The 25,641-nt window shown below is 54.8% G+C and carries 18 protein-coding genes and 2 tRNA genes; 13 read left to right on the forward strand and 7 right to left on the reverse strand.

What is annotated here, in order from left to right:
- Nucleotides 1-183: 183 nt before the first annotated feature.
- The 4 genes from ACPUC8_RS17460 to mutH form a co-directional block, all read right to left on the reverse strand.
- Complete coding sequence (locus tag ACPUC8_RS17460; protein ID WP_058969890.1) at nt 184-1,224, reverse strand: NADP(H)-dependent aldo-keto reductase; 1,041 nt, start codon at nt 1,222-1,224, stop codon at nt 184-186.
- Nucleotides 1,225-1,367: 143 nt separating this feature from the next.
- Nucleotides 1,368-1,586 carry a YgdI/YgdR family lipoprotein gene (locus ACPUC8_RS17465; RefSeq protein WP_039333223.1) on the reverse strand — a complete coding sequence of 73 codons (219 nt, stop codon included), beginning with the start codon at nt 1,584-1,586 and terminating at the stop codon, nt 1,368-1,370.
- A gap of 117 nt (nt 1,587-1,703) precedes the next feature.
- Nucleotides 1,704-2,414 carry a TerC family protein gene (locus ACPUC8_RS17470; RefSeq protein WP_039333225.1) on the reverse strand — a complete coding sequence of 237 codons (711 nt, stop codon included), beginning with the start codon at nt 2,412-2,414 and terminating at the stop codon, nt 1,704-1,706.
- Nucleotides 2,415-2,654: 240 nt separating this feature from the next.
- Nucleotides 2,655-3,341: a DNA mismatch repair endonuclease MutH gene (gene mutH, locus ACPUC8_RS17475; RefSeq protein WP_039333227.1), complete on the reverse strand. Its 687-nt coding sequence runs from the start codon at nt 3,339-3,341 to the stop codon at nt 2,655-2,657.
- Nucleotides 3,342-4,024: 683 nt separating this feature from the next.
- Between mutH and rppH the strand changes: the two genes are divergently transcribed.
- The 12 genes from rppH to recD all read left to right on the forward strand — a co-directional run bounded on the left by rppH (nt 4,025) and on the right by recD (nt 22,313).
- Nucleotides 4,025-4,558, forward strand: a complete 534-nt coding sequence (gene rppH / locus ACPUC8_RS17480; RefSeq protein WP_039333229.1) for an RNA pyrophosphohydrolase — start codon at nt 4,025-4,027, stop codon at nt 4,556-4,558.
- Nucleotides 4,559-4,570: 12 nt separating this feature from the next.
- On the forward strand, nt 4,571-6,817 hold the full coding sequence (gene ptsP / locus ACPUC8_RS17485; protein WP_494926903.1) for a phosphoenolpyruvate--protein phosphotransferase: 2,247 nt from the start codon (nt 4,571-4,573) through the stop codon (nt 6,815-6,817).
- Between the two features lie 116 nt (nt 6,818-6,933).
- Nucleotides 6,934-7,815, forward strand: coding sequence for a prolipoprotein diacylglyceryl transferase (gene lgt / locus ACPUC8_RS17490; protein ID WP_494926904.1), 882 nt, complete (start codon nt 6,934-6,936; stop codon nt 7,813-7,815).
- Nucleotides 7,812-8,606, forward strand: coding sequence for a thymidylate synthase (gene thyA, locus ACPUC8_RS17495; protein WP_494926905.1), 795 nt, complete (start codon nt 7,812-7,814; stop codon nt 8,604-8,606). Before lgt ends, thyA begins: the two co-directional genes overlap by 4 nt.
- Before the next feature lie 175 nt (nt 8,607-8,781).
- Nucleotides 8,782-9,252 carry a prepilin-type N-terminal cleavage/methylation domain-containing protein gene (locus ACPUC8_RS17500; protein ID WP_039333238.1) on the forward strand — a complete coding sequence of 157 codons (471 nt, stop codon included), beginning with the start codon at nt 8,782-8,784 and terminating at the stop codon, nt 9,250-9,252.
- Nucleotides 9,243-9,776 carry a prepilin peptidase-dependent protein gene (locus ACPUC8_RS17505; protein ID WP_494926906.1) on the forward strand — a complete coding sequence of 178 codons (534 nt, stop codon included), beginning with the start codon at nt 9,243-9,245 and terminating at the stop codon, nt 9,774-9,776. Before ACPUC8_RS17500 ends, ACPUC8_RS17505 begins: the two co-directional genes overlap by 10 nt.
- Complete coding sequence (locus ACPUC8_RS17510) at nt 9,773-10,180, forward strand: DUF2509 family protein (protein WP_494926907.1); 408 nt, start codon at nt 9,773-9,775, stop codon at nt 10,178-10,180. The genes ACPUC8_RS17505 and ACPUC8_RS17510 overlap by 4 nt, the downstream gene beginning before the upstream one ends.
- A 16-nt stretch (nt 10,181-10,196) precedes the next feature.
- Nucleotides 10,197-10,469, forward strand: a complete 273-nt coding sequence (locus ACPUC8_RS17515; RefSeq protein WP_231568875.1) for a prepilin-type N-terminal cleavage/methylation domain-containing protein — start codon at nt 10,197-10,199, stop codon at nt 10,467-10,469.
- Nucleotides 10,470-10,550: 81 nt separating this feature from the next.
- Nucleotides 10,551-13,931: an exodeoxyribonuclease V subunit gamma gene (gene recC / locus ACPUC8_RS17520; RefSeq protein ID WP_494926908.1), complete on the forward strand. Its 3,381-nt coding sequence runs from the start codon at nt 10,551-10,553 to the stop codon at nt 13,929-13,931.
- Nucleotides 13,932-14,038: 107 nt separating this feature from the next.
- On the forward strand, nt 14,039-16,936 hold the full coding sequence (ptrA, locus tag ACPUC8_RS17525; protein ID WP_494926909.1) for a pitrilysin: 2,898 nt from the start codon (nt 14,039-14,041) through the stop codon (nt 16,934-16,936).
- The gene (gene recB, locus ACPUC8_RS17530) at nt 16,933-20,478 is read left to right on the forward strand and encodes an exodeoxyribonuclease V subunit beta (protein ID WP_494926910.1); all 3,546 of its coding nucleotides are present in this window, start codon (nt 16,933-16,935) and stop codon (nt 20,476-20,478) included. Before ptrA ends, recB begins: the two co-directional genes overlap by 4 nt.
- On the forward strand, nt 20,475-22,313 hold the full coding sequence (recD, locus tag ACPUC8_RS17535; RefSeq protein WP_494926911.1) for an exodeoxyribonuclease V subunit alpha: 1,839 nt from the start codon (nt 20,475-20,477) through the stop codon (nt 22,311-22,313). The genes recB and recD overlap by 4 nt, the downstream gene beginning before the upstream one ends.
- A 93-nt stretch (nt 22,314-22,406) precedes the next feature.
- Here the strand turns inward: recD and argA are convergent, their stop codons facing one another.
- A complete protein-coding gene (gene argA, locus ACPUC8_RS17540) occupies nt 22,407-23,735 on the reverse strand; it encodes an amino-acid N-acetyltransferase (RefSeq protein ID WP_039333254.1) in 1,329 nt (442 codons plus the stop codon).
- A 232-nt stretch (nt 23,736-23,967) separates the two neighbouring features.
- Here argA and amiC point away from each other — a divergent pair, with 232 nt between their 5' ends.
- On the forward strand, nt 23,968-25,203 hold the full coding sequence (gene amiC / locus ACPUC8_RS17545) for an N-acetylmuramoyl-L-alanine amidase AmiC (protein ID WP_494926912.1): 1,236 nt from the start codon (nt 23,968-23,970) through the stop codon (nt 25,201-25,203).
- Between the two features lie 229 nt (nt 25,204-25,432).
- Here the strand turns inward: amiC and ACPUC8_RS17550 are convergent.
- Together ACPUC8_RS17550 and ACPUC8_RS17555 are read right to left on the reverse strand one after the other, a co-directional pair.
- Nucleotides 25,433-25,509 (reverse strand) — tRNA-Met (locus ACPUC8_RS17550).
- A 50-nt stretch (nt 25,510-25,559) separates the two neighbouring features.
- A tRNA-Met gene (locus ACPUC8_RS17555) sits at nt 25,560-25,636 on the reverse strand.
- Between the last annotated feature and the right edge of the window lie 5 nt (nt 25,637-25,641).

Consider the following 25,641-nt stretch of genomic DNA (forward strand, 5'->3'; position numbering starts at 1 on the left):
GTTGACGTCATCCTCTTCGACAGGGTGATACTGGCGTATTATGACCGGGCAGAAAAAAGTATTATTCGAATCGACTGAGCACAAAAGTGTTACCTATGTGCTCGGTCTGATCTGTTACCCATGTGCCCGGTTGTACCTTTATGCGCACCAGGTCAAAAAACGCAACCAATATGCAAATAGAAATTAAGGTGCAGGGTACGTATATTGGCGATGAATCGCTTCCAGTTCCTCTAACACCTCGGCGCTCAGCGTCAGGTTGAAACTCTCCACGTTAATCTTCAGCTGTTCCATCGTCGTTGCGCCCAACAGGGTGCTGGCGACAAATGGCTGTTGACGCACATAAGCCAGTGCCATCTGCGAAGGATCCAAATTGTGCTTTTTGGCTAATTCCACGTAAGCGGCAATCGCCTGGTTCGACTGCTCACCGCTATAGCGGGTAAAGCGGCTGAACAGGGTGTTACGCGCGCCTGCAGGTTTTGCACCATTGAGATACTTGCCGCTTAAGGTACCAAACGCCAGGCTGGAGTAGGCCAGCAGCTCAACACCTTCATGCTGACTAATCTCAGCCAGGCCAACTTCAAAGCTGCGGTTCAACAAGCTGTACGGGTTCTGGATGGTGACAATACGCGGTAGCTCATGCTTTTCCGCCAGTTGCAGATAGCGCATCACGCCCCAGGCGGTTTCATTTGAGACGCCAATGTAGCGGATCTTACCGGCGCGTACTTGCTCGGTCAGCGCTTCCAGCGTCTCCAGCAGAGTGACAGGCACCGAATTCTCGGTGTACTGATAACCCAGCTTGCCGAAGAAGTTGGTCTGGCGTTGCGGCCAGTGCAGCTGATAGAGGTCGAGGTAATCGGTATTGAGACGTTTGAGGCTGGCATCCAAAGCTTCACGGATGTTTTTGCGATCCAGTGCCTGATGTGGGCGGATCGACGCATCTGCGCCGCGCACCGGCCCAGCCACTTTGCTCGCCAGAATGATTTTGTCGCGGCTGCCGCGCTTTTTGAGCCAGCTGCCGATGTACTGTTCAGTTAATCCCTGAGTTTCCGGGCGCGGCGGCACCGGATACATTTCAGCAGTATCAATCAGGTTGATACCGCTGCTAATCGCGTAATCCAGTTGCGCGTGGGCGTCGGCTTCGCTGTTTTGCTCACCAAACGTCATGGTTCCTAATCCCAGTTGGCTGACTTCCAGCGTACTGTGGGGGATGCGGTGATAATGCATTGCCGGCTTCCTTTTTTCATTATGAAATGGAATGTTGTGTCCTCTGGGACTATAGCCTGTGAAGCAGCGCGGAAGGAAGGGGGGAAAGTTCGGGAAATCGCCTGCACAGGGGGAAAAGTTGTGCAGGCGATGGAATTTGGCACTTAACGCTCAATGATGGTGGAAACCTCGTCACCATTGATCTGCATTTCATGACCTTGCTCATCGGTGTACTGCACCAGACCGGTCTCTTTATCGATGGACGGCTTACCATCGGTCTGAATCATGCGACCATCTTTGGTCGCCATCACATAATTACTGCTGCAACCGCTTAACGTCAGCGCGACCAGCATCAATCCAACTGCACTTACCAACCCTTTCATTCTTATCTCCCTCAACCTACTTCAACTGCAAAAGTGTAGTAATAAATGCTTTTGCTGGCTGACGTAATCGCATCATTCCTAAAATTAAAGGGCGAGATGCGCTCGCCCTTGACAACGCTAAGCCGCGCTCTTCTTGCTGCGCATGAGGTTCAGGCACTCCACCGCCATTGAGAAGAACATGGCAAAATAAATGTAACCTTTTGGTACATGAATGCCAAAACTCTCCAGAATCAGGGTAAAGCCGACCAGAATCAGGAAGGCTAACGCCAACATTTTGACCGATGGGTGACGTTCCACAAACTCGCCGATAGTGCGCGCCGCGAACATCATCATTAATACGGCAATCACCACCGCCGCCATCATAATGAACAAATGATCCGATAAGCCCACGGCGGTAATCACCGAATCAAGGCTGAAGATGATATCCAGTAGCATGATCTGCACGATGGCACCCAAAAAGGAGTGGACGTTGGTTTTGTGTTCCCCTTCACCGCCCTCGATGGTCTCATGAATCTCCATGCTGGATTTCCACAGCAAGAACAGACCACCAAACAGCAGAATCAAATCGCGCGCGGAAAAAGCATGATCCATCAGTGAAAACAGAGGGTTAGTCAGTCTGACTACCCAAGCGATGGAGGCCAGCAAGCCAAGGCGCATCAGCATGGCACCCATCAAGCCGAGGCGACGCGCTTTGTTTTGTTGATGTTTGGGGAGTTTCGCCACTACCAGAGAGAGGAAGATAATGTTGTCGATACCCAGAACCACTTCCAGAATGGTTAATGTTCCCAGTGCCAGCCAGGCATTGGGATCAGCAATCCAGTCAAACATGTGACCTTTAATCCTAATCTAAACGAATGTTAAACGGCGATTATACACGTCCTGGTTGAGCCTGCACCTGCGTTGGCTGCTCGCGGTCACCCAGCCACTTACTGATGTAAGTTTCTGGGGATGCTCGCGCTTGCCGCGTGATTCGGCCTCACCCTGCGGGCCAGCGCAAGCGCTGTTCAAAAGCGCCGTAAGGCACTTTTGTGCTGCAAACTGAACCCATCGTGTCTCTGTTTCAGAAAATCACAGTAAAAAATGGCGCGCCAGCAGCGGGCCGGTGAAGCTTTTCTTGAGATAAAAACCGCGTGGTAGCGTCATTATAGGCTCTCCGTGCTCACCGATGGCTTCCGTCAGCGCTTTGCTGTTGGCCGCTTTCGGGCGAATTTGCAGCCAGGCGCCGTGGCGCGCGGTAATACGCTCGACTTGGCCGAGTACGATCATATCCATCAACTCTTCCCAGTCTTCCCGCAACTGTTGATCTTCTTCTTCACTCGGTTGCCACAGCAGCGCTGAACCGACGCGGCGTTCTGCTAACGGCAGGGCGCGATCACCCTCAATCGGGATCCACAGGACGCGAGAAAGTTTATGGCGCACATGACTGGTCTCCCAGGTGACCCCGCTGTTGCCGGTGAGGGGGGCGACACAGACAAAGGTCGTTTCCAACGGCTTGCCCTGCGCGTCCACAGGAATGGTCTTGAGTTCGATACCCAAATGCGCGAAATCCTGTTCTGCTTTACTTCCGGCATTGGCACCGAGATGTAACTCAATCAGCATGCCGACCCAGCCTTTGTCGCGCTTCAAATTCGCGGGCACGGGTAAACCCAGCTGTGCGGCCAGAGCCGCAAAGGTTTGGCCTGCCAGCTGTTGTGCGCGTTGCAGCAATTCCACTTCATCTTGAGGCGGTGTTGGCAATAAAGCAGGGGAATTCATGGCAAAACTCATATTGGTTAAAGGATGAACAGCTTGCGTGACTGTGGGTTTTCCACATCTATACAGATTGAATAACTGAGATAATAGCATGATTCAGTGTGCTTTTTTATGGCGATTGTCCCGCAGCATTGAGTGCTATGACAAGGTTATCCCAGTTTGTTATCGACAATGAACAGGATCTTAAACCTACTTATCCACAGAAAACTGGGATAAGCCCCCTTAGAACAACCCCTGTTTCGATTTACAGCCTTGACTTTAGCGATTTGAACGCTTTTTTTCCTTTATTTGACCAGGTTTAGGGCATTCTCTGTGGATAAATGCGTCACTGGTGGATCTTTGAGCAGATGATAAAACTTCTCTGTTATTTACTCTGGATCCTTATCAATATTGAGTCGCGATTTTTTCCTATCAATATGATTAATAGCATTTTTAGTGCTATCCATGGCTGCCTTAATGAGATTTTTCTGAAGCGGTTATTCAACTCATTCCCGTGTTCTGCACAAAGCTATCCACAGAAAAGGTGCATAAGATCGCCCTTAAAAGTGCCTGGCTGTTCATAACTTGGCTAAACTCTGTGAGTTATCCTGTTTTTATTCTGCTATCTCCCCGGATATCCAGTGGTTTACCGCCTGTAAGGAGTGTGAAACAATCAGGCTATTCAAATTTAGCTTTGAGGTAGTCCAGTGATCGATGATGATGGCTACCGCCCGAATGTTGGTATCGTAATCTGTAACAGGCAAGGACAAGTGTTATGGGCCAGGCGCTTTGGACAGCACTCCTGGCAATTTCCTCAGGGAGGCATCAATCCGGGTGAAACTGCTGAACAGGCGATGTATCGCGAACTGTTCGAAGAAGTGGGTTTACACCGCAAAGATGTTCGAATACTTGCTTCAACCCGTAACTGGTTACGTTACAAGTTGCCAAAACGTTTGGTGCGTTGGGACACAAAGCCGGTGTGTATCGGCCAGAAACAAAAGTGGTTTCTTCTGCAGTTGATGTGTAGTGACGCGGAGATCAATGTGCAGCACAGCAGCACGCCGGAATTCGACGGCTGGCGCTGGGTCAGCTTCTGGTATCCGGTGCGCCAGGTGGTCTCTTTCAAACGCGACGTTTATCGTCGGGTCATGAAAGAATTTGCGGGCGTAGTGATGTCTATGCAGGAGAGTGCGGGGCAGCGTAGTAACAACAACGCCGCCCATCGACGTAAAAGAGGATAGGCCACGCCCTTTATGCTCACTCAGTTGCGCGAAATTGTAGAAAAAGTGGCGAGTGCTCCGCGTCTGAATGAAGCACTCGACATCTTGGTAAATGAAATCTGCCTTGCGATGGAAACCGAGGTTTGCTCGGTGTATCTCGCCGATCACGACAGGCGTTGCTATTACCTGATGGCGACGCGCGGGCTTAAAAAGCCGCGCGGTCGCACCATCACGCTGGCGTTTGATGAAGGTATTGTCGGGCTGGTTGGGCGCTTAGCCGAGCCGATTAACCTTGCCGACGCGCAGAGCCATCCCAGCTTCAAATACATTCCCTCAGTAAAAGAAGAGCGTTATCGCTCCTTCCTCGGTGTGCCGATCATCAGCCGACGCCAGTTGCTTGGCGTGCTGGTGGTGCAGCAGCGTGAACATCGCCAGTTTGATGAAAGCGAAGAGTCTTTCCTGGTTACGCTGGCGACGCAAATGGCCGGACTCCTGTCGCAATCCCAACTGGGTCAGCTGTTTGGTCAGTTCCGTCAGACGCGCGTTAAAGCGATTGCAGCAGCGCCAGGCGTGGCCGTGGCGCCGGGTTGGGTTGATGAAACCCAGCCGCTGCTCGATCAGGTCTCTGCGGCTTCCACGCTGGATGTCCAGCGCGAACGTGAACGTTTAAGCGTCGCGATGAGTGAAGCCAGCAATGAGTTTCGCCGCTTCAGTAAGCGCTTTGCTGCCAGCGTGCAGAAAGAGAGTGCGGCGATATTCGATCTCTACTCACACCTGTTAACCGATGCGCGTCTGAAAAAGGATCTCTTTGCTGAGATCGATCGCGGATCGGTCGCCGAGTGGGCGGTTAAAACGGTGATCGAGAAATTCGCTGAACAGTTTGCCAATTTGCAGGATCAATACCTGCGCGAACGTGCGGGCGATCTGCGTGTGCTCGGCCAGCGCTTGCTCTTCCATCTCGATGATACGCTGGTCGGCACTAACGCGTGGCCGGAACGCTTTGTGCTGGTCGCCGACGAACTCACCGCAACCACTCTGGCAGAGCTGCCACAAGAGCGTTTAGCGGGGGTGGTGGTGCGCGATGGTGCGGCTAACTCTCACGCGGCGATATTGACGCGCGCCATGGGTATTCCCACCGTGATGGGCGCGGATATCATCCCTGCGCATCTCAATAAACGCCTGTTAATCGTTGATGGCTATCGCGGCGAAGTGCTGATCGATCCTGAACCGGTGCTGGTGCAGGAGTATCAACGCTTAATCAGCGAAGAGAACGCGCTGAGTAAGATGGCCGAAGGCGTGGTGGAACAGCCCGGCGAGCTGAAAAGCGGCGAACGTGTGCAGGTGATGCTCAACGCCGGCCTGAGCCCAGAGCATGAACAGGCGCTGGATAGCTGGGTAGATGGCATCGGCCTCTACCGCACCGAAATTCCGTTTATGCTGCAAAACGGCTTCCCTTCTGAAGAGGAGCAGGTGGCGCAGTATCAGGGCATGTTGCAGCTGTTCTACGACAAGCCGGTGACGCTGCGTACGCTGGATATCGGCGCAGATAAACAGCTGCCATATATGCCGATCAGTGAAGAAAACCCGTGTCTGGGCTGGCGGGGTATCCGTCTGACGCTCGACCAGCCGGAAATCTTCCTGGTGCAGGTGCGTGCGATGCTGCGCGCCAACGTGGCGTCAGGCAACCTCAGCATTTTGCTACCGATGATTAGCCACATCGATGAGATCGATGATGCGCGTCGCCTGATCGATCGTGCCGGTCGTGAAGTGGAAGAGATGCTGGGTTATGTGATCCCCAAACCGCGTATTGGCGTGATGATCGAAGTGCCTTCGATGCTGTTCTTGATCCCGCATCTGGCCGATCGCGTGGACTTTGTGTCCGTGGGGACCAACGATCTCACTCAATATTTGCTCGCGGTGGATCGCAACAATACCCGCGTGGCGAATCTCTACGATCCGCTGCATCCGGCGATGCTGCGCGCGTTGCAAACCATCGCTTACGAAGCTCATCAGGCCAAGCTGGAACTCTGCCTGTGTGGTGAAATGGCTGGCGATCCGATGTGTGTCGCCCTGCTGGTGGGGTTGGGTTATCACCACCTCAGCATGAACGGGAAAAACATACCGCGCGTGAAATACCTTCTGCGCCATCTAGACCACGAAGAAACGCAGAAGCTGAGCGAGCAGGGTGTGGCGGCGCACACCGCGTCAGAAGTGCGGCATCTGGTTTCCGCCTTTATGGAACGCCGTGGTTTAGGTGGTTTGATTCGCGGCGGCCGTTAACGGCGTTTACATTTCCACGCCATTTGTGAAAAGCGGCTGTGCTATCATGCGCAGCCTTTTATTGTATGACCCCTTAGCCAGACCCGTTTTCAGGGCAGAAAAATCGATGGTGAAAGATGACTAACGGCTACATTTCGTTTCCCCAATTCGATCCGGTAATTTTCTCTATCGGACCGATTTCGCTTCACTGGTACGGCTTGATGTATCTGGTGGGCTTTGTATTTGCTATGTGGCTGGCGGTGCGCCGGGCCAATAAACCTGGCAGCGGCTGGAAAAAAGAGGAAGTGGAAAATCTGCTGTATGCGGGCTTCCTCGGCGTGTTCCTCGGTGGCCGTATCGGCTACGTGCTGTTCTATAACTTGCCGTTGTTCCTCGACAATCCACTGTATCTGTTCAAAGTCTGGGATGGCGGCATGTCGTTCCATGGCGGTCTGATTGGGGTGATTGTGGTGATGCTGGTGTTTGCGCACCGCACCAAGCGTACTTTCTTCCAGGTTTCAGACTTTATTGCACCGCTGATTCCCTTTGGTTTGGGTGCCGGTCGTCTCGGTAACTTCATCAATGGTGAGCTGTGGGGCCGTGTCGATCCGAACTTCAAATTTGCCATGCTGTTCCCAGGTTCCCGCAGCGAAGACATCGCGCTGGCGGCCAACAACCCACAATATCAGCAACTGCTGAGCACCTACGGTGTGCTGCCGCGTCATCCTTCGCAGCTGTATGAGTTGTTCCTGGAAGGCATCATCCTGTTCATCATTCTCAACCTGTTTATTCGTAAACCGCGTCCGATGGGCAGCGTCTCCGGCCTGTTCATGATTGGCTACGGCGCATTCCGTATTATTGTGGAGTTCTTCCGCCAGCCGGATGCGCAGTTGGGCCTGTTCGAAGGCGGCATCAGCATGGGGCAGATCCTCTCTATCCCAATGATTGTGGCCGGTGTGGTCATGATGATTTGGGCGTACCGTCGTCGTCCGCAGCAACAAACTCGTGAGGTAAAATGAAACAGTATCTGGACTTAATGCAACATGTGCTGAATGAAGGCGCAGAGAAAGCCGACCGTACCGGTACTGGCACGCTGTCCATTTTCGGCCACCAGATGCGTTTCAATTTGCAGGAAGGTTTTCCGCTGGTCACCACCAAGAAGGTGCACCTGCGTTCAATCATCCATGAACTGCTGTGGTTCCTCAAAGGCGAAACCAATATTGCTTACCTGAAAGATAACAAGGTGACGATTTGGGATGAGTGGGCCGATGAGAATGGCGATCTGGGGCCGGTTTACGGTAAGCAGTGGCGCAGTTGGGGCACTGCTTCTGGTGAAGAAATTGACCAGATCAGCAAAGTGATTGAGCAGTTAAAACGTGATCCTGATTCACGCCGCATTATTGTGTCGGCATGGAACGTGGGTGAGCTGGACCAAATGGCATTGGCACCTTGCCATGCGTTCTTCCAGTTCTACGTGGCGAACGGCAAGCTCTCTTGTCAGCTGTATCAGCGCTCGTGCGATATCTTCCTCGGCCTGCCGTTCAATATCGCCAGCTATGCGCTGCTGGTGCATATGGTGGCTCAGCAGTGCGATCTCGAAGTGGGTGATTTTGTCTGGACCGGCGGCGACACGCACCTGTACAGCAACCATCTGGAGCAGGCGCAGCTGCAGTTAACGCGCGAACCACGCCCGTTACCGAAGTTGGTGATCAAGCGTAAACCTGCCTCTATCTTCGATTACAACTTCGAGGATTTCGAGATCGAAGGTTACGACCCGCATCCAGCGATTAAAGCGCCAGTGGCGGTGTAACGCCTTGCATCAACCTGAAACCCTGCCATCGTGCAGGGTTTTTTTATGCTTATTCTGCATCTGTCTCGCATAAATTTGTCTCTGCCTGCACCGCGCAAAACTCTCCTGCGCGATAAATTCCATCCTGCCACTTCGATGCTTGTTGCCGCTCTGACTTCAACGCAGAGTGAGCGCCATGAACAAATACCCGAACGCCGGTTTTACCTTGCCTGAGCTGCTCATCGTTATGGTCATCGCCGGCATACTTAGCCTTGGAGCAATGCACAGCTGGCAGCGCTGGCAGCAGCATCAACAGTTACGTGACAGCGTGCAGCAGTTACAAGGGTTCCTGACCCGGCTGCGTGCGCACGCGAACTGGCATAACAGTGATTTCACGCTGTGGTTTATCCCTGGCGGCAACGGCTGCATCGGCGTCGGTACTCAACCCTCACAGGGTTGTGCGTTACCTTCGCGTTGGTGGTTCACCCCACCGCATAACGGGGTACGTATTACCGGACTGGTTGGAGAACCGGGCTTTTACGGACGCCGTGATGTGGCGCGGCCAGGCAGCATCAATATGGAAAGTGAAGCCGGACAGTGGCGGCTGATTATTTCCGCCCGCGCCCGCATTCGCGCCTGCCACATGGGAGACAAAGGGTGCGAATAAGTCAGGAAGGCTTCAGCCTACTGGAGATGCTGATCGCCATGGCGGTAGGTGCCATTTTGATGGTCAGCGTGGGTCGATTTTTACCTCTGTTATTAGCGGAAAATCTGCAATTGCAGCAGCGTGTTCAGCTGCAACAGGAGCTACAGCAGGTCGCTCACACGCTGCAAAAAGCCCTCCAGCGTGCGGGCTATTGTCGCGGCCAGTGCAGCGGGCCGGCACTCACCATCGCCAGCAACTGTGTTTTGTTGCGCTGGGACGAGAACAGCAATGGGCGCTGGGAAGGGGTCGGCAGCAGTGAGAGTGACTACTACGGCTACCGTCTGCGCAATGGGCAGATGGAAATGCAGCGCGGCGTGGAACACTGCAATGGCAGCGGTTGGGAGCGCATGACCGATCCTGCGTTTCTTGCCATCGACAAATTTCGGCTGGAGCGCCAAGGGACACGACTGATACTGCAACTGTCAGGGCGCGCGGGCAGTCAGCGCGTGCAACAGGAAAGTTGGATTGAAGGCTGGAATCTATGAATCAGCGCGGTAACAGCACATTGGGCATGGTGCTGATGCTGTTACTGCTGGGCGGAGTGACCTTGCACGCTACACGTATCCAGCTCGAAAAGGACGTGGTTCTGGTGGCCGACGAGCAGCAGCATCATAAAGATTTCTGGCAAGCACAAGCCGCGCTGGAATGGGGTCTGGTGCAGAGTTGGCCTCCGGTCTCGGGCTGGCAATGTCAGACATTGCCGTCACAGCGGTGGCAAAGCTGTTTACTCATTATGGAGGAGGGGAATGCACTGTTATCAGGACAAGAAGAAGGCCGTGAACTTCGGCTCTGGCAATGGGTCGCGCGGCAAAGTCACTCACTGCAGCCGCAGGCGCAAGGGAGAATCGACTACTGTCCGCTTCCAAAGGCAGAGCAATGCCAGCCGTAAGCAGCAGGGTTTTAGCCTGGCGGAAACCTTAGTGGCGATGCTGTTGCTGGCAATGACCATCAGCACCTTATTGCAATACCACCGCGCCCTGGCGCTGGGTTTCAGTCAGCAATGGCAACAGCGCCAGGCGTGGCGGGTTGCCGGCCAAGCCCTGCTGGGCCGTGACGTTGAAGGCTGGCAGATTCAGCACCAGCAGCAAACTATCGCGCTGGGCTGTGTGTTGGAAAGCGTCACCGTAGTGGGTCCACAACAACGAAGTGCCAGCCTGGCGCGGCTCAATTGTCGCTGAGGTGACCTCCGCGATAGGCATCCCCGGCGATACAGGGTAGAGTGACCAGGCTGCGCTGTTTTACCTCTCACTAGGAGACTTATGTTCCGGGTTTACCACTCCAATCAGCTCGATCTGTTGAAGAATCTGGCCGGTATTTTGATTGAAAATCAACCGCTGACGGATGTGCTCGCGGCTGAGCAGGTGCTGGTGCAAAGCCCCGGCATGGCGCAATGGTTACAGATGGAGCTGGCAAACAGCTTTGGTATTGCTGCGAACATCGATTTCCCACTGCCCGCCACGTTTATCTGGAACATGTTCGTCAAGGTGCTGCCCGGCATTCCTGAAGAGAGCGCCTTCACCAAAGCCAGCATGAGTTGGAAGCTGATGCACCGCCTACCGACGCTACTGGAGCAGGAGGCTTTTCAGCCGCTGCGCCACTATCTTAGTGATGATGATGACAAACGTAAGCTGTATCAGCTCAGCGCACGCGTCGCCGACCTGTTTGACCAGTATCTGGTTTATCGCTCTGACTGGCTTAACAGTTGGGAACGCGGTGAACTGATTGAAGATTTGAGTGATGCGCAGCAGTGGCAGGCGCCGCTGTGGCGCGACCTGGTCGAGTTCACGCAGCAGCTCGGCCAGCCGATGTGGCACCGTGCCAACCTCTACGCACGTTTTATCCAGGCGCTGGAGCAGGCAGAGACGCCGCCAGCAGGCTTACCGCAACGTGTCTTTATCTGTGGCATCTCCGCGTTGCCTCCGGTTTACCTTCAGGCGCTGGAAGCACTCGGACGTCATATTGATATCCATCTGCTGTTTACCAATCCCTGTCGGCACTACTGGGGCGATATCCAGGATTATGCATTTCTGGCGAAGCTACAAAGCCGCCAGCGTCGTCGGGTGCAGTCTGAAGAGCGGCAACCGCTGTTCCGTGATCCAGAGGCGGCTCCTGCGCTGTTTAACGAGGCAGGCGAACAGCAACTCACGAACCCGCTGCTGGCATCGTGGGGAAAATTAGGGCGCGATAACCTGTTTTTGCTCAGCCAGATGGAGTCTGCTGCTAACGATATTGATGCCTTTGTGGAGATGCCGCACGACAACCTGCTGCACAGCTTGCAGGCCGATCTGCTCAACCTTGATGACCGGTCAGTCATCGGAGTCAACGCCGATGAACTGGGAAATAGCAGCAAAAAACGTCTGCTCGATCCAGCGGATCGCTCTATTACCTTGCAGGTTTGCCATAGCCCGCAGCGCGAAGTCGAAGTCTTGCAGGATCACTTGCTGGCGCTGATGGAGGCCGATCCTGACCTGAAACCACGTGACATCATCGTAATGGTGGCGGATATCGACAGCTATGCGCCTTTTATTCAGGCGGCCTTCGCCAGCGCACCGACCGAACGCTATCTGCCCTTTGCCATCTCCGATCGCCGTGCCAGCCAGGCACACCCCGCGATTCTGGCATTGCTCAGCTTGTTGTCACTGCCGGAAAGTCGTTTTGCTTCTGAAGAAGTATTGGCACTGTTGGAAGTGCCCGCGCTGGCGCAGCGTTTCTCGGTGGATGAGAGCGGCCTGCGTTTGCTGCGTCGCTGGGTGATGGAATCCGGTATTCGCTGGGGACTGGATGATGCCAGTGTAGAAGCACTGGCCCTGCCGGTGACTGGCCAACATACCTGGCGCTTTGGCCTGCAACGTATGCTGTTAGGCTACGCGCTGGAGAGCCGTAACGGAGACTGGCAGGGGATACTGCCGTACGACGAATCCAGCGGTTTAATTGCAGAACTCGCCGGACATCTGGCTGAATTACTGTCGCTGCTCGACGCATGGCGTAAGCGCCTGGCGGAAGAGCGCACACTATCAGCGTGGCAGCCCCTGTGTCGTGAACTGATCGACAGCTTCTTTGCCGGCGATGCCGAGAGTGAGGCGGCGCTTTTGCTGGTAGAGACGCAGTGGAAGCAGATCATTGAGCAAGGCATGCAGGCGGCTTATCAGCAGCCGATTCCCGTGACGTTATTACGTGATGAACTGCACTCGCGGCTGGATCAACAACGCATCAGCCAGCGGTTCCTGGCAGGCCCCATAAATTTCTGTACCCTGATGCCGATGCGTTCAATCCCGTTCAAAGTGGTCTGCTTGTTGGGCATGAACGATGGCGTTTATCCCCGCACACTGGCCCCTTTGGGCTTTGATTTGATGCAACAGCGGGCGCGCAAAGGCGATCGTAGCCGTCGGGATGATGACCGTTACTTGTTCCTCGAAGCGCTGATTTCCGCTCAGCAACAGCTCTATATCAGTTATATCGGGCGCGCGATTCAGGACAACACCGAGCGCTATCCCTCGGTACTGGTTACCGAGTTGGTGGATTACCTCGGGCAGAGTTTCTGTTTGCCGGGTGATCAATCCTGTGAGCCAGATGTCAGTGAGCAGCGGGTGCGTGATCATTTGCAAATACTGCACAGCCGTATGCCGTTTGCCGCAGAAAATTTCCAGCCGGGGGCGTATGGCCAAAGCTTTGCCGCAGAATGGCTGCCTGCCGCCACTGGCACCGGCGTGGCGCAACCTGACTTCGTACAGCCGTTGGAGTCTATGACACTGGAGACGCTGTCTCTGGAACAACTGCTGCGCTTCTGGCGCCACCCGGTGCGGGCCTGGTTCCAGCAGCGTTTAGGCGTCGCGTTTTGGATGGAGGAGAGTGAATTACCCGATAGCGAACCTTTTGCGCCAGACAGTCTTGAGCGTTACCAAATCAATGCGCAGCTACTGAATACGCTGGTTGATGGCGACGATCCGGCACAGCTTTATGCGCGTCATCGCGCGGCCGGTAATCTGCCTTATGGCGCTTTTGGGGAACTTTTTTGGCAGAGTCAGACCGAAGAGATGCAGGAAGTGGCTGCTGAAGTCAGTGGACAGCGTCAAATGGCCGAAAGCTGGGAGATCAATCTAGCGCTTAATGATGTGCAGTTGACCGGCTGGCTGACACAGGTGCAAGCTGATGGACTGCTGCGCTGGCGACCGGGCGTGCTGAACATGAATGATGGGCTGCTACTGTGGCTGGAGCATCTGGTTTATTGCGCACTGGGTGGGACTGGGGAAAGCCGCATGTATGGCCGTAAACAGAGTCACTGGCGTTTCAAAGCGGTCAGCGCCGATCAGGCCCAATCACTGCTAAGTGATTACATCAGCGCCTGGCAAATGGGCATGACGGAGCCACTGATGTTGCTCAATAAGTCGGGTGGCGCCTGGTTGGATGCCAGCTTCGACGGTAAATCACGTCAGCTTCTGGATGATGAAGCTACCCAGAAAAAGGCACTTAACAAACTGCTGCAAGCCTGGCAAGGTGGGTTCCAGGTCGAGGGAGAGGGCAGCGATCCTTATCTGCAGCGTTTGTGCCGTACGCTGGATGACGAAGCCGTACAGGCTATCGTCACTGCCGCACGTCAGTGGTATTTACCAGTGCGCCTCGCGCATCAAGATGATGAATAGCAATCGGGTAACGGCAGCCTTTGCTGTTGTTCTCAAAATCATAAAAAAGTCTGTTTTTTCTCCGCTGGGCACACAGCCAGCGGTATAGGGTAACGAAAGGGGTTTAAATGCGGATTAACGCACGCTGGATAGGAGCGCTGCTGCTGAGCATGCTGGCGCTGAGTGCCTTTGCCGATACCGATCGCGGCTGGCAGCCCATCAATGAAACCATTCGCAAAAGCGATCACGATCCACGCAGTTATCAGGCGATTACGCTGACCAACGGCATGACGGTACTGCTGGTGTCGGATGCCGCAGCACCTAAATCTCTCGCGGCGATCACCCTGCCGATTGGATCGCTTGACGATCCTAATCAGCAATTGGGGTTAGCGCACTACACCGAACATATGGTGTTGATGGGATCCAAGCTTTATCCACAGCCAGACAATCTCGCGGAGTTTCTAAAAAAACATGGCGGCAGCCACAACGCCAGCACCGCTTCCTATCGCACCGCATTCTATCTGGAAGTGGAAAACGATGCGTTGCAGCCAGCAGTGGATCGTCTCGCCGATGCCATTGCTGAGCCCTTGCTTGATCCGGTCAATGCCGATCGCGAACGCCATGCGGTTAATGCGGAACTCACCATGGCGCGCTCGCGTGATGGTTTGCGTATGGCGCAAGTGGGAGCTGAAACCCTCAATCCCGCGCACCCTGGATCGCGCTATTCCGGCGGTAATCTCGACACGCTGCGTGATAAACCCGACAGTAATTTGCATCAGGCACTGACCGATTTTTATCACAGCCACTATTCCGCCAACCTGATGAAAGCGGTGATTTACAGTAATAAATCACTGCCGGAGATGGCGGATATTGCGGCCCAGACCTTTGGTCGCGTCAGCAACCATCAGGCAATCGTACCGAAGATTGAAGTGCCGGTGGTGACCGATGCGCAGAAAGGCATCATCATTCACTATGTGCCTGCCCAACCGCGCAAGCAGCTGAAAATTGAATTCCGCATTGCTAACAACAGCGATCAGTTCCGCAGCAAAACCGACACCTTGATCAGCTACATTCTTGGCAACCGCAGTAAAAACACCCTTAACGACTGGCTGCAAAAACAGGGGCTGGCCGACGGTGTCAATGCGGGTGCTGACCCAATGACCGACCGTAACAGCGGCGTCTTTGCCATTACGGTTTCACTGACGGATAAAGGTCTGGCGCAGCGTGATGAAGTGGTGGCTGCGGTATTCAACTACCTTGATATGCTGCGTACTAAGGGCATTGATATAGGCTATTTTGACGAAGTGTCACACGTGCTGGCGCTGGATTTCCGTTACCCTTCGATTACGCGTGACATGGATTACATCGAGTGGCTGGTGGACACCATGCTGCGCGTACCAATCGATCATGCACTGGATGCCCCTTACCTGGCGGACAACTTCGACCCGGCGGCCATCAAATCTCGCCTTGATGAGATGACGCCGCAAAATGCGCGCATCTGGTACATCAGTCCTGGTGAGCCGCATAACAAAGAAGCCTATTTCGTCAACGCACCTTATCAGGTGGATAAAATCAGTGCGGCGCAGTTTAGTGACTGGCAGCAGCGTGGGGCGAAGATTCAGCTCTCAATGCCGACGCTCAATCCCTATATCCCATCGGATTTTTCGCTGATTCCCTCAGATGGTAAAACCTACACTCACCCGGTAGCGCTTACCAATGCTGATAGCATGCGTATTTACTGGATGCCAAGCCAGTTCTACGCCAGCGAACCGAAGGCGGCGATTACGCTGGCGCTGCGTAACAAGGCCGCTATCAGCGATGCGCGCCAGCAGGTGCTGTTTGGTCTGAATGATTATCTGTCTAGTGTGGCGTTGGACGAGTTGAATTCTCAGGCCTCCGTCAGCGGCATCAGCTTCTCGACGGGCGAGGATGACGGCATTGTGTTCAATGCCAGCGGCTTTACCCAGCGCTTGCCGGAATTGCTGAAAAAACTGGTTGAGGGGTATGCCACTTTCCAACCGGATGCACAGCAGTTGGAGCAGGCTAAATCCTGGTATCTGGATCGACTGGAAGCCGCAGAGAAGGGCAAAGCGTTTGAGCAGGCGATACAGCCAATGCAGATGTTGTCGCAACTGCCTTATACCCAGCGTGAAACGCGCCGTAAGCTGGTGAAAGACCTCACGCTGAAAGATGTCATCGATTATCGTGATGCTCTGTTACGCCAGGCTACGCCAGAAATGATGGTGGTGGGGAACCTCTCAGCCGATCGGGTTAAGCAACTGGGCGCTGATTTGCAGCAGCAGTTGCACAGTGATGGCAAGGGTTACTGGCACAGTAATTACGTGGCGATCGACAAAGCCATGAAGGCGAATCTGCAAACCGCTGGTAGCAGCACCGATTCGGCGCTGGCAGCCCTTTACGTCCCGCTCGGCTATGACGAGTACCAAAGCATGGCCAACAGCACCATGCTGAGCCAGATTGTGCAGCCGTGGTTCTACAACCAGTTACGCACCCAGGAACAGCTGGGCTATGCGGTGTTCTCCTATCAAATGCCGATTGGTCGTCAGTGGGGGATTGGTTTCCTGCTACAGAGTAACAGTAAGCAACCGGCTTATCTGATGCAGCGTTTCGAGGCGTTCTATCCGCAGGCAGAACAACGCTTGCGTGACATGAAACCGGAAGATTTCGCTCAATATCAGCAGGCATTAATCAATGATTTGAAACAGCGCCCACAAACGCTGGATGAAGAAGCCAATCGTTATAACCGCGATTTCAATCGTCAGAATTTTGCCTTTGATACGCGAGAGAAAGCCATTGAGCAAATTCAGAAACTCACGCCTGCAGGTTTGGCGGATTTCTTCCATAAAGCGGTGATAGCACAGCAAGGTATGGCGATGGTGTCACAAATCGGCGGCAGCCACGATGGCGCAACCAAAGATGATTATGCGCCACTCCCTGGCTTCACCACCTGGGATCAGGTTGAGAAATTACAGCAATCCTTGCCGGTTAAGAGTGATGCGCAATGAGTCAGCTGCAACTGCCAGAATCGCTTAATCCGCTGACGCTGCCTTTACGCGGTGAACGGCTGATTGAGGCGTCTGCTGGCACCGGAAAAACCTTCACTATCGGACTGCTCTATCTGCGTTTATTACTGGGGCTGGGCGGGGCGAATGCTTATTCCCGCCCGCTGTCAGTGGAAGAAATTCTGGTGGTCACTTTCACTGAGGCGGCCACCGCAGAGCTGCGTGGACGTATCCGCGCCAACATTCATGAATTGCGGCTGGCCTGTATTCGCGGCGCCAGCAGCAACCCCATGCTGATGCAGTTGTTGCACGAAATTCCACAGCCAGCAGATGCCGCCTCATTGCTGTTGGCCGCCGAACGCCAGATGGATGAGGCGGCCATCTTTACTATCCACGGCTTCTGCCAACGCATGCTCAATCTCAACGCCTTTGAGTCTGGCATGCTGTTTGAACAGCAGTTGATCGAAGATGAACATCAACTGTTGCGGCAGGCTACTGCCGATTTCTGGCGTCGTCACTGCTACCCGCTGACGCTGGATATCGCTCGCGTGATTGTCAGTGAATGGAATGGACCAGAGCAACTGCTGGCGACGTTACGCCCGTGGTTGCAGGGCGAATCCCCCAGCCTGCGGCAACCGCCGGGTGACGCGGAAACCATAACCTCTCGGCATCATGAAAATCTGGCGCGTATTGACGCGATGAAAGCCCAGTGGCGCGCGGTGGGCGATGAGGTATTGACCATCGTCGCCCAGTCGGATGTGGATAAGCGCAGCTACAGCAGTAAAAATCTGCCGGTTTGGGTGAATAAAGTCAGCTTCTGGGCGCAGAGTGAAACCTGCGATTATCAGGTGCCTGCTGAACTGGCGCGCTTTGCACAACAGGTGCTTGATGAGAAAACCAAAAAGGGCAATCCTCCTCAGCATACGCTGTTCTCAGCCATCGAGAGGTTCCTCTCGCAGCCTGTGTCACTGCGCGATGTGGTGATTGCCCGGGCGCTAGTCGACGTGCGCGCGGCAGTGCGCAAAGAAAAGCGGCAACAAGCGTTACTCGGCTTTGATGACCTGTTAAGCCGACTGGATGATGCACTACAGCAGCCCGGTGGCGAGCAGCTGGCACAAGCGATCCGTCAGCGTTATCCGGTGGCGCTGATTGACGAATTTCAGGATACCGATCCCCTGCAATACCGTATTTTCCGCACGCTCTATATTCAGCAGCAGGAACATGCGTTATTGCTAATCGGCGATCCAAAACAAGCGATCTATGCGTTTCGTGGTGCGGATATTTTTACCTATATTCGCGCGCGCAGTGAAGTCAGTGCCCACTACACGCTCGATACCAACTGGCGCTCTTCTCCCGCGATGGTGGAAAGCGTCAATCAGCTGTTTGCACGGCTTGATTCTCCGTTCCTGTTTGAGGCTATTCCGTTTCTGCCGGTGCAGTTTGCGCCGCCGAATCAAACACTTTCACTCAGTATCGACCAACAGGAGCAGGCAGCCTTACGCCTCTGGCTGCAACCGGGTGAGGGATGCAGTGTGGGCGATTATCAGCAAGCGATGGCGCGGCAATGTGCCGCGGATATCAGCCGCTGGTTGCAGGCAGGGCAGCAACAGCGCGCCATGCTGGGTAAAGCTCCGGCGCAGCGTGCGGTACAGGCCTCAGACATCACGGTTTTGGTACGCAGTCGCAACGAAGCCAACCTGATTCGTGAAGCGCTGAATCAGCTGGGGATTCCCTCGGTTTATCTCTCAAACCGTGACAGTGTTTACACCACGCCAGAGGCGCGCGAGCTGTTATGGTTGCTCCAGGCGGTGCTGGCACCGGAACAGGAGCGTATGCTGCGTACCGCGCTGGCGACCTCGCTGTTTGCGTTTGACGCGGCACAACTGGACAGGTTGGATCAGGATGCGCGCGGCTGGGATACGCTGGTGGAGACTTTCGCACGTTGGCAGCTGTTGTGGCAGCAGCGGGGCGTGTTGCCGATGCTGCGCCAGCTGATGCTGGAACGCCAGTTGGCGGAAAACCTGTTGGCCTCGGAAAACGGTGAGCGCCGTCTGACAGACCTGTTGCATCTGGGCGAGCTATTGCAGGAGGCTGCCGCGCAACTCGACAGCCCCCATGCGCTGGTGCGTTATCTGGCGCAGCAGATCGACAGCCCGGACAGCCAGTCATCCAGCCAGCAACTTCGTCTGGAAAGCGATCGCCATCTGGTGCAAATCGTCACCATTCATAAATCGAAAGGGCTGCAGTATCCATTGGTGTGGCTGCCTTTTGCCGCCGGTTTCCGCGAAGCCGATACCGCGCTTTATCACGATCGTGAAAATTTCGCAGCGGTGCTGGATCTGCAAGCTGATGATGAAAGCCTGGCGCTGGCGGAACAGGAACGCTTAGCGGAAGATTTGCGCTTGCTGTACGTGGCGCTGACGCGCTCGGTGTATCACTGCAGCGTGGGGGTTGCGCCGCTGTTTCGCGGTACGCGCAAGAAAGAGGGCGTGAGCGATCTACACAAAAGTGCACTGGGATACCTGTTACAACGCGGCGAGGCGGCGACAGCCGAGCAACTGGCCGTGCTGCTGAGTGAGATGAACGCAGCGGGCACTGAAGTGGTGTCAGTACAAGATGACGATGCCGAACGCTGGCAGGAAGCCGTAACCGCAGATGGTCAGCTAACGGCGCGCTCAGTCACGCGTCCATTGGTTGAATCCTGGCGCGTGACCAGCTACTCCGGTTTGCAGCAGCATGGTAACCAACGGCTGCTTGATGTCATGCCGAGCTTTGATATTGAGGCGGCCGGTGAAGATCTTCAGGAAGATGACAGCGAAACCACACTGACGCCGCATCATTTCCCACGCGGTGCGGCGCCAGGAACCTTCCTGCACGAACTGTTTGAATCGCTGGATTTCCCGCAGCCCCCCACCGCTGAAAAGCTGGAGCAACATCTGCAGCAAAATGGCTATCCGCTGCACTGGCAGCCGATGCTCAGTGACTGGATTGCGCGAGTGGTGAGTACGCCACTTAACGCGCAGGGCATTAAGCTTGCCGAGGTGCAGGCCAGCGATTGTTTAGTGGAGATGGGTTTCTATTTGCCGATTGACGGTCTGCTAACAGCGGACGCGCTGGATAGCGTGATACGCCAGGATGCCTTGTCATCGAATGCACCATCGCTTGAGTTTCGCCAGGTGCAGGGCATGCTGAAGGGCTTTATCGATCTGGTGTTCCGCTGGCAGGGCAAATATTACCTGCTGGATTACAAATCCAACTGGCTGGGCGACAGCCGTGAAGCTTACACGCCGGAAGCGATGAAACAGGCGATGATTGACCACCGCTACGACTTGCAGTACCAACTCTATTCGCTGGCGTTGCATCGCTATCTTAAACATCGCCTGGCGGATTACGATTATGATCAGCACTTTGGCGGCGTGTTTTACCTGTTCTTGCGTGGGCTGGATGGCAGTTCGCCTGACAATGGCGTATTCCACACTCGCCCGACTCAGGAATTTGTTTCACAGTTAGATAGCCTGTTTCGCGGGCCAGGAGCCACAGTATGAGCGGCATGACAGCACTGCTTGCGCAGGCGGCTGAGCTGCGCTTATTGCGCCCGCTGGATATCCAGTTTGCACTGCTTTTAGCCGACGACAGCCAACCGGCACGGTTATTGGCCGCCGCTTGCCTCAGCGCGGAAGCGGGGGAAGGGCACGTCTGTTTACCGCTGTTTCAACTGAGCCAAGAGAACTTGTTTAAGGGACGTCACGCGGAGTTGGCGCAGGCTATTTGGCTGGCGGCGGGGGAGCAACAGGATTGGCCATCGATCCTGGCGAACTGGTCTGCCCTGAGCAGCAGCGAGCAGGCAGCGCCGATAGTGCTTTGTGATGATCGTCTTTATCTGCATCGATTCTGGCACAATGAGGGGCAGGTGGCCCGCTTCTTCCAGGCGCAGTCAGCACCGCAGCCATTCGCTAACGAAAGGGTGCGTGAGGTGCTGGATAACCTGTTTGGTACCCAGCCGGATGACTGGCAAAAAATCGCTGCCGCAGTGGCCCTCACGCAGAAAACCGCGGTGATATCGGGTGGGCCCGGCACTGGGAAAACGACCACAGTGGCAAAACTGCTGGCGGCGCTGATTCGCTTGAGTGACGGGGCGCTGCGTATTCAGCTTGCTGCCCCGACAGGCAAAGCGGCGGCGCGGCTCACCGAATCCCTCGGCAAAGCGCTGCAGAAGCTGCCGGTCAGTGAGGCTGAGCGCCAGCGCTTCCCCGCTGAAGCCACGACCTTACACCGTTTACTGGGTGCGCAGCCTGAGACACAACGCTTACGCTATCATGCGGGCAATTTGCTGCATCTCGATGTGCTGGTGGTGGATGAAGCTTCAATGGTCGATCTTGGCATGATGGCCAATCTGATTGCCGCATTACCGCCGCAGGCGCGCGTGATATTCCTTGGCGACCGTGACCAGCTTGCCTCAGTAGAAGCGGGTGCGGTACTGGGGGATATTTGTCGCTGTGCGGAAGCGGGTTACAGCACGGCGCGTGCGGCTCAGCTGCATGCCTTAACCGGCTGTGAGGTTGACGGCAATGATGACAGCCGCGCCCCAGCGGTGCGTGACGCAATCTGTCTGCTGCGTAAAAGCTACCGTTTCGATGCGCATTCAGGAATCGGTCAACTGGCAGCCGCAGTGAATGCCGGTGAGTCTAAAGCCGTTGAAGCGGCATTTCAGGCTGGTTTTAGCGATATCGCTCGCCAGCCGCTGAATGACGGCGAAGCCTATCAGGCGATGCTGTCGGAAATCGCTGAAGGGTATCGGCCGTTTCTGCGGTTAGTCAGTCAGCGCGCGCAGCCCAGCGAGATCCTGGCGGCATTCGGACGTTATCAACTGCTGTGCGCCCTGCGCGAAGGTCCGTTTGGTGTGCAGGGGTTGAATCAGCGTATTGAACAGAAGTTGCTGCAGATGCAGTTGACTCGTCGACCCACCGGCGGCAGCCGCTGGTATCAGGGGCGCCCGGTGATGGTGACGCGCAACGACAATGCCCTTGGGTTGTTCAATGGCGATATCGGCATCACGCTGTTCGATGACGAGGGGCTGCTCAAAGTGTTCTTCCCGTTGCCCGATGGCAGTATCAAAGCCGTTCAGCCGAGCCGCTTGCCTGCGCATGACACCGCGTGGGCGATGACAGTGCATAAGTCACAGGGTTCGGAGTTTGACCACACGGCCTTAGTGATGCCCGCCCAGTTCTTGCCGGTGCTGACGCGCGAATTGATCTATACCGCGATTACCCGCGCCCGCAAGCAGCTCACGTTATACAGCGATGACGGCGTATTCCGCCGGGCGGTGCAGTTGCGTACTCAGCGCCGCAGTGGATTGCTGGAGAGGTTAGGTGGGGAATAGGGAGGGGTCGGCAAAAATGCCGACCTTACATACCCGGGGTCATTTTTGTAGAGTGCGCATTTATGTGCACTGAAAATTCACGCGATGCGTTAATTAACCCAAATCCGCCATCAGCACTTTTGAACGGCGCTGATAGTTATACATCTGCTTCTTGCTCTCGGGCAGAGACTCAATATCCACCGGCGTAAAGCCGCGCTCCTGGAACCAGTGAATACTGCGTGTGGTGAGCACGAACAACTTCTTCAGCCCCATCTGACGCGCTTGCAGTGCCACGCGCTCCAGCAACAGCTCGCCGCGTGAAGAGCTGCGATAATCAGGATGTACCGCCACACAGGCCATTTCACCAATCTGCTCATCCGGGAACGGATAGAGAGCCGCACAAGCGATAGTCAGGTTATCACGTTGAATAATGGTGAATTTGTCGATCTCCATTTCCAACTGCTCGCGTGAACGCCGCACCAAAATGCCTTGCTGCTCCAGCGGGCGAATCAACTCCAGAATGCCGCCGATATCATTAATGGTCGCACGACGAATCTGCTCGGCAGACTCCATCACAATCTGCGTACCAATACCGTCACGTGAGAATAACTCTTGCAGCAGAGCACCGTCTTCCTGATAGCTGATCAGGTGGCTGCGACGAACGCCGCTGCGGCAGGCTTTGACAGCGCCGCGCAGGAAACGCACGGTGCCAGACAGGAAATCACCGTCACTTTCCATTTCATCGATACGCGCTTGCGCTTCATTCGGGAACAGTTCGGAAATGATGGTGCCTTCACGGTTGGTGACACCCTGCTCGGAGCAGAAGCCTATCATTTTCTCGGCTTTGAGTTTGATGGCTAACTGGGTGGCTACTTCTTCCGAGGTGAGGTTAAAGCTCTCACCGGTAACGGAGACTGCGACAGGACCGAGCAACACAATGGCGTCGTTGTCCAACTGACGGTGGATTGCTTCTTCATCTATACGACGAATACGACCACTGTGGCAGTAATCGACACCATCATCGACGCCCAACGGCTGCGCGATAATAAAGTTGCCGCTGACCACGTTGATATGCGCACCTTGCAGCGGAGTGTTGTTCAGGCTCATCGACAGGCGTGCCGTGATATCCAGCTGTAAACGCCCGGCAGCCTGTTTCACCAGCTCCAGTGATTGCGCATCGGTGACGCGTGTATGTTTGTGATAAATCGGTTCCAGCTGCTGCTGTGCCATGCTGGCGTCAATCTGCGGTCGGGCACCATAGACAACCACCAGGCGAATGCCGAGACTATGCAACAGGCCAATGTCATTAACGATACTGGAAAAGTTCTCATGCTCGATGGCCTCGCCACCCAGCATAATGACAAAGGTCTTGTCACGATGGGTATTTATATAGGGAACGGTATGGCGAAAACCCTGAACCAGTTCAGTACTACGTTCCTTCACGGCAAACCCTCTGTGAATGTTTATTCTAAATTTCTGTATTTTTATGCTCTTTTGCCTGCTATTGCAAGCGCCGGGCCTGACGTTACTTTACGATTTTCCTGATGCAACCCTCGCTAACAGACTGCATTATCTGGTTTTTCTGGCAAAACATGACACGGATAGCCCAACAAAGTTTTCGCCTTCTCATCGTCAATTGACGATATTTTAGACACTACACAGCAGTTGGAGCGGCATGTCTGAAGCTTTCACACGACGACGATTATTACAGGGCGCAGGCGCGCTATTTCTTTTAAGCGTGACGCGTACCGGCCTTGCGGCCAGCCAGCATATTGTGGCGGTGCGTATTTGGCCTTCCTCGACTTACTCCCGCGTGACGCTGGAGTCGAATGTTCCGCTTAAGTATAAACAGTTCACTTTAAGCAACCCCGATCGCCTGGTGATCGACATCGATAACCTGCATATCAATCCGGTCCTGAAAGGGGTGGATAAGCAAGTGCGCGTTGACGATCCCTATATCAAAAATGCCCGTGTCGGTCAGTTCGATGCCAACACGGTGCGCGTGGTGCTGGAACTCAAGCGTAACGTCGCACCGAAGATTTTCACGCTGGCACCGGTGGCCGGTATTAAGCATCGCCTGGTGGTAGATCTCTACCCCAGCCAGCCGTCGCCGGAAGAGGATCCGCTACTGGCGTTACTGAACGATTACAACCAGGGTGAACTCGATCGCGATCAGCCCGCGCAGGCACCGTTGCCGGGTAAAGCGGGGCGCGATCGTCCGATCATTATCATGATTGACCCAGGACACGGTGGGGAAGATCCCGGCGCGCATGGTAAATACAAGACGCGGGAAAAAGATATCGTGTTGAAGATTGGTCGATATCTTAAGGCGCTGATCGATAAAGAACGCAATATGAAAGCCTACATGACACGCAACGAGGATGTGTTTATTCCCTTGCGGGTGCGCGTGGCGAAGGCGCGTAAGCAGCGCGCCGACTTGTTTGTGTCGATACACGCAGATGCTTTCACCAGCCGCGCGGCGCGAGGCTCCTCAGTGTTTGCACTTTCCACCAGTGGGGCAACGTCCACGGCGGCGCGCTACCTGGCACAAACCCAGAACGAATCGGATTTGATCGGCGGGGTAAGCATGAGCGGCGATCGCTATCTCGACCACACCATGTTCGATATGGTGCAGCGTCAGACCATCAGCGACAGCCTGAAGTTTGGCAAAGAAGTGCTGTCACGCATGGGGCACATCAATCACCTGCACAAACGCACGGTTGATCAGGCTGGCTTTGCGGTACTGAAAGCGCCGGACATCCCCTCAATTTTGGTGGAAACGGCCTTTATCAGTAACGTGGAGGAGGAGCGTAAATTGCGCACAGCACGTTATCAGCATCAGGTCGCTGAGGCGATTTTGCATGGTATCAAGGCATATTTCGAGAAAGGGGCGGTGCTGGCACATCGCTGATATACCCTTCATACTTCAAGTCCCCTCATGGGGCCTACTTTTGGTTCAGGTGCGTTGGCTACATGCATTCACCTCAGTCACTTACTTCAGTAAGCTCCTGAGGATTCATGCACTTGCCGCCTTCCTGAAACTCGAATTATTTTGGGTATAAAAGGGCGGCGGCAATGCCGCCTTATTTTGGCCAAACGCCAAAAACAAAAAAACACCCGTTAAGGTGCTTATCTGTAATTGGTTGCGGGGGCCGGATTCGAACCGACGACCTTCGGGTTATGAGCCCGACGAGCTACCAGGCTGCTCCACCCCGCGTCCGTCTGCCGCGTTAGCGACTTTTCACATTGTATTCTTCTTAAGACAATTGGTTGCGGGGGCCGGATTCGAACCGACGACCTTCGGGTTATGAGCCCGACGAGCTACCAGGCTGCTCCACCCCGCGTCCGT

This window comes from Pantoea sp. CFCC18177 (genome assembly GCF_059412425.1).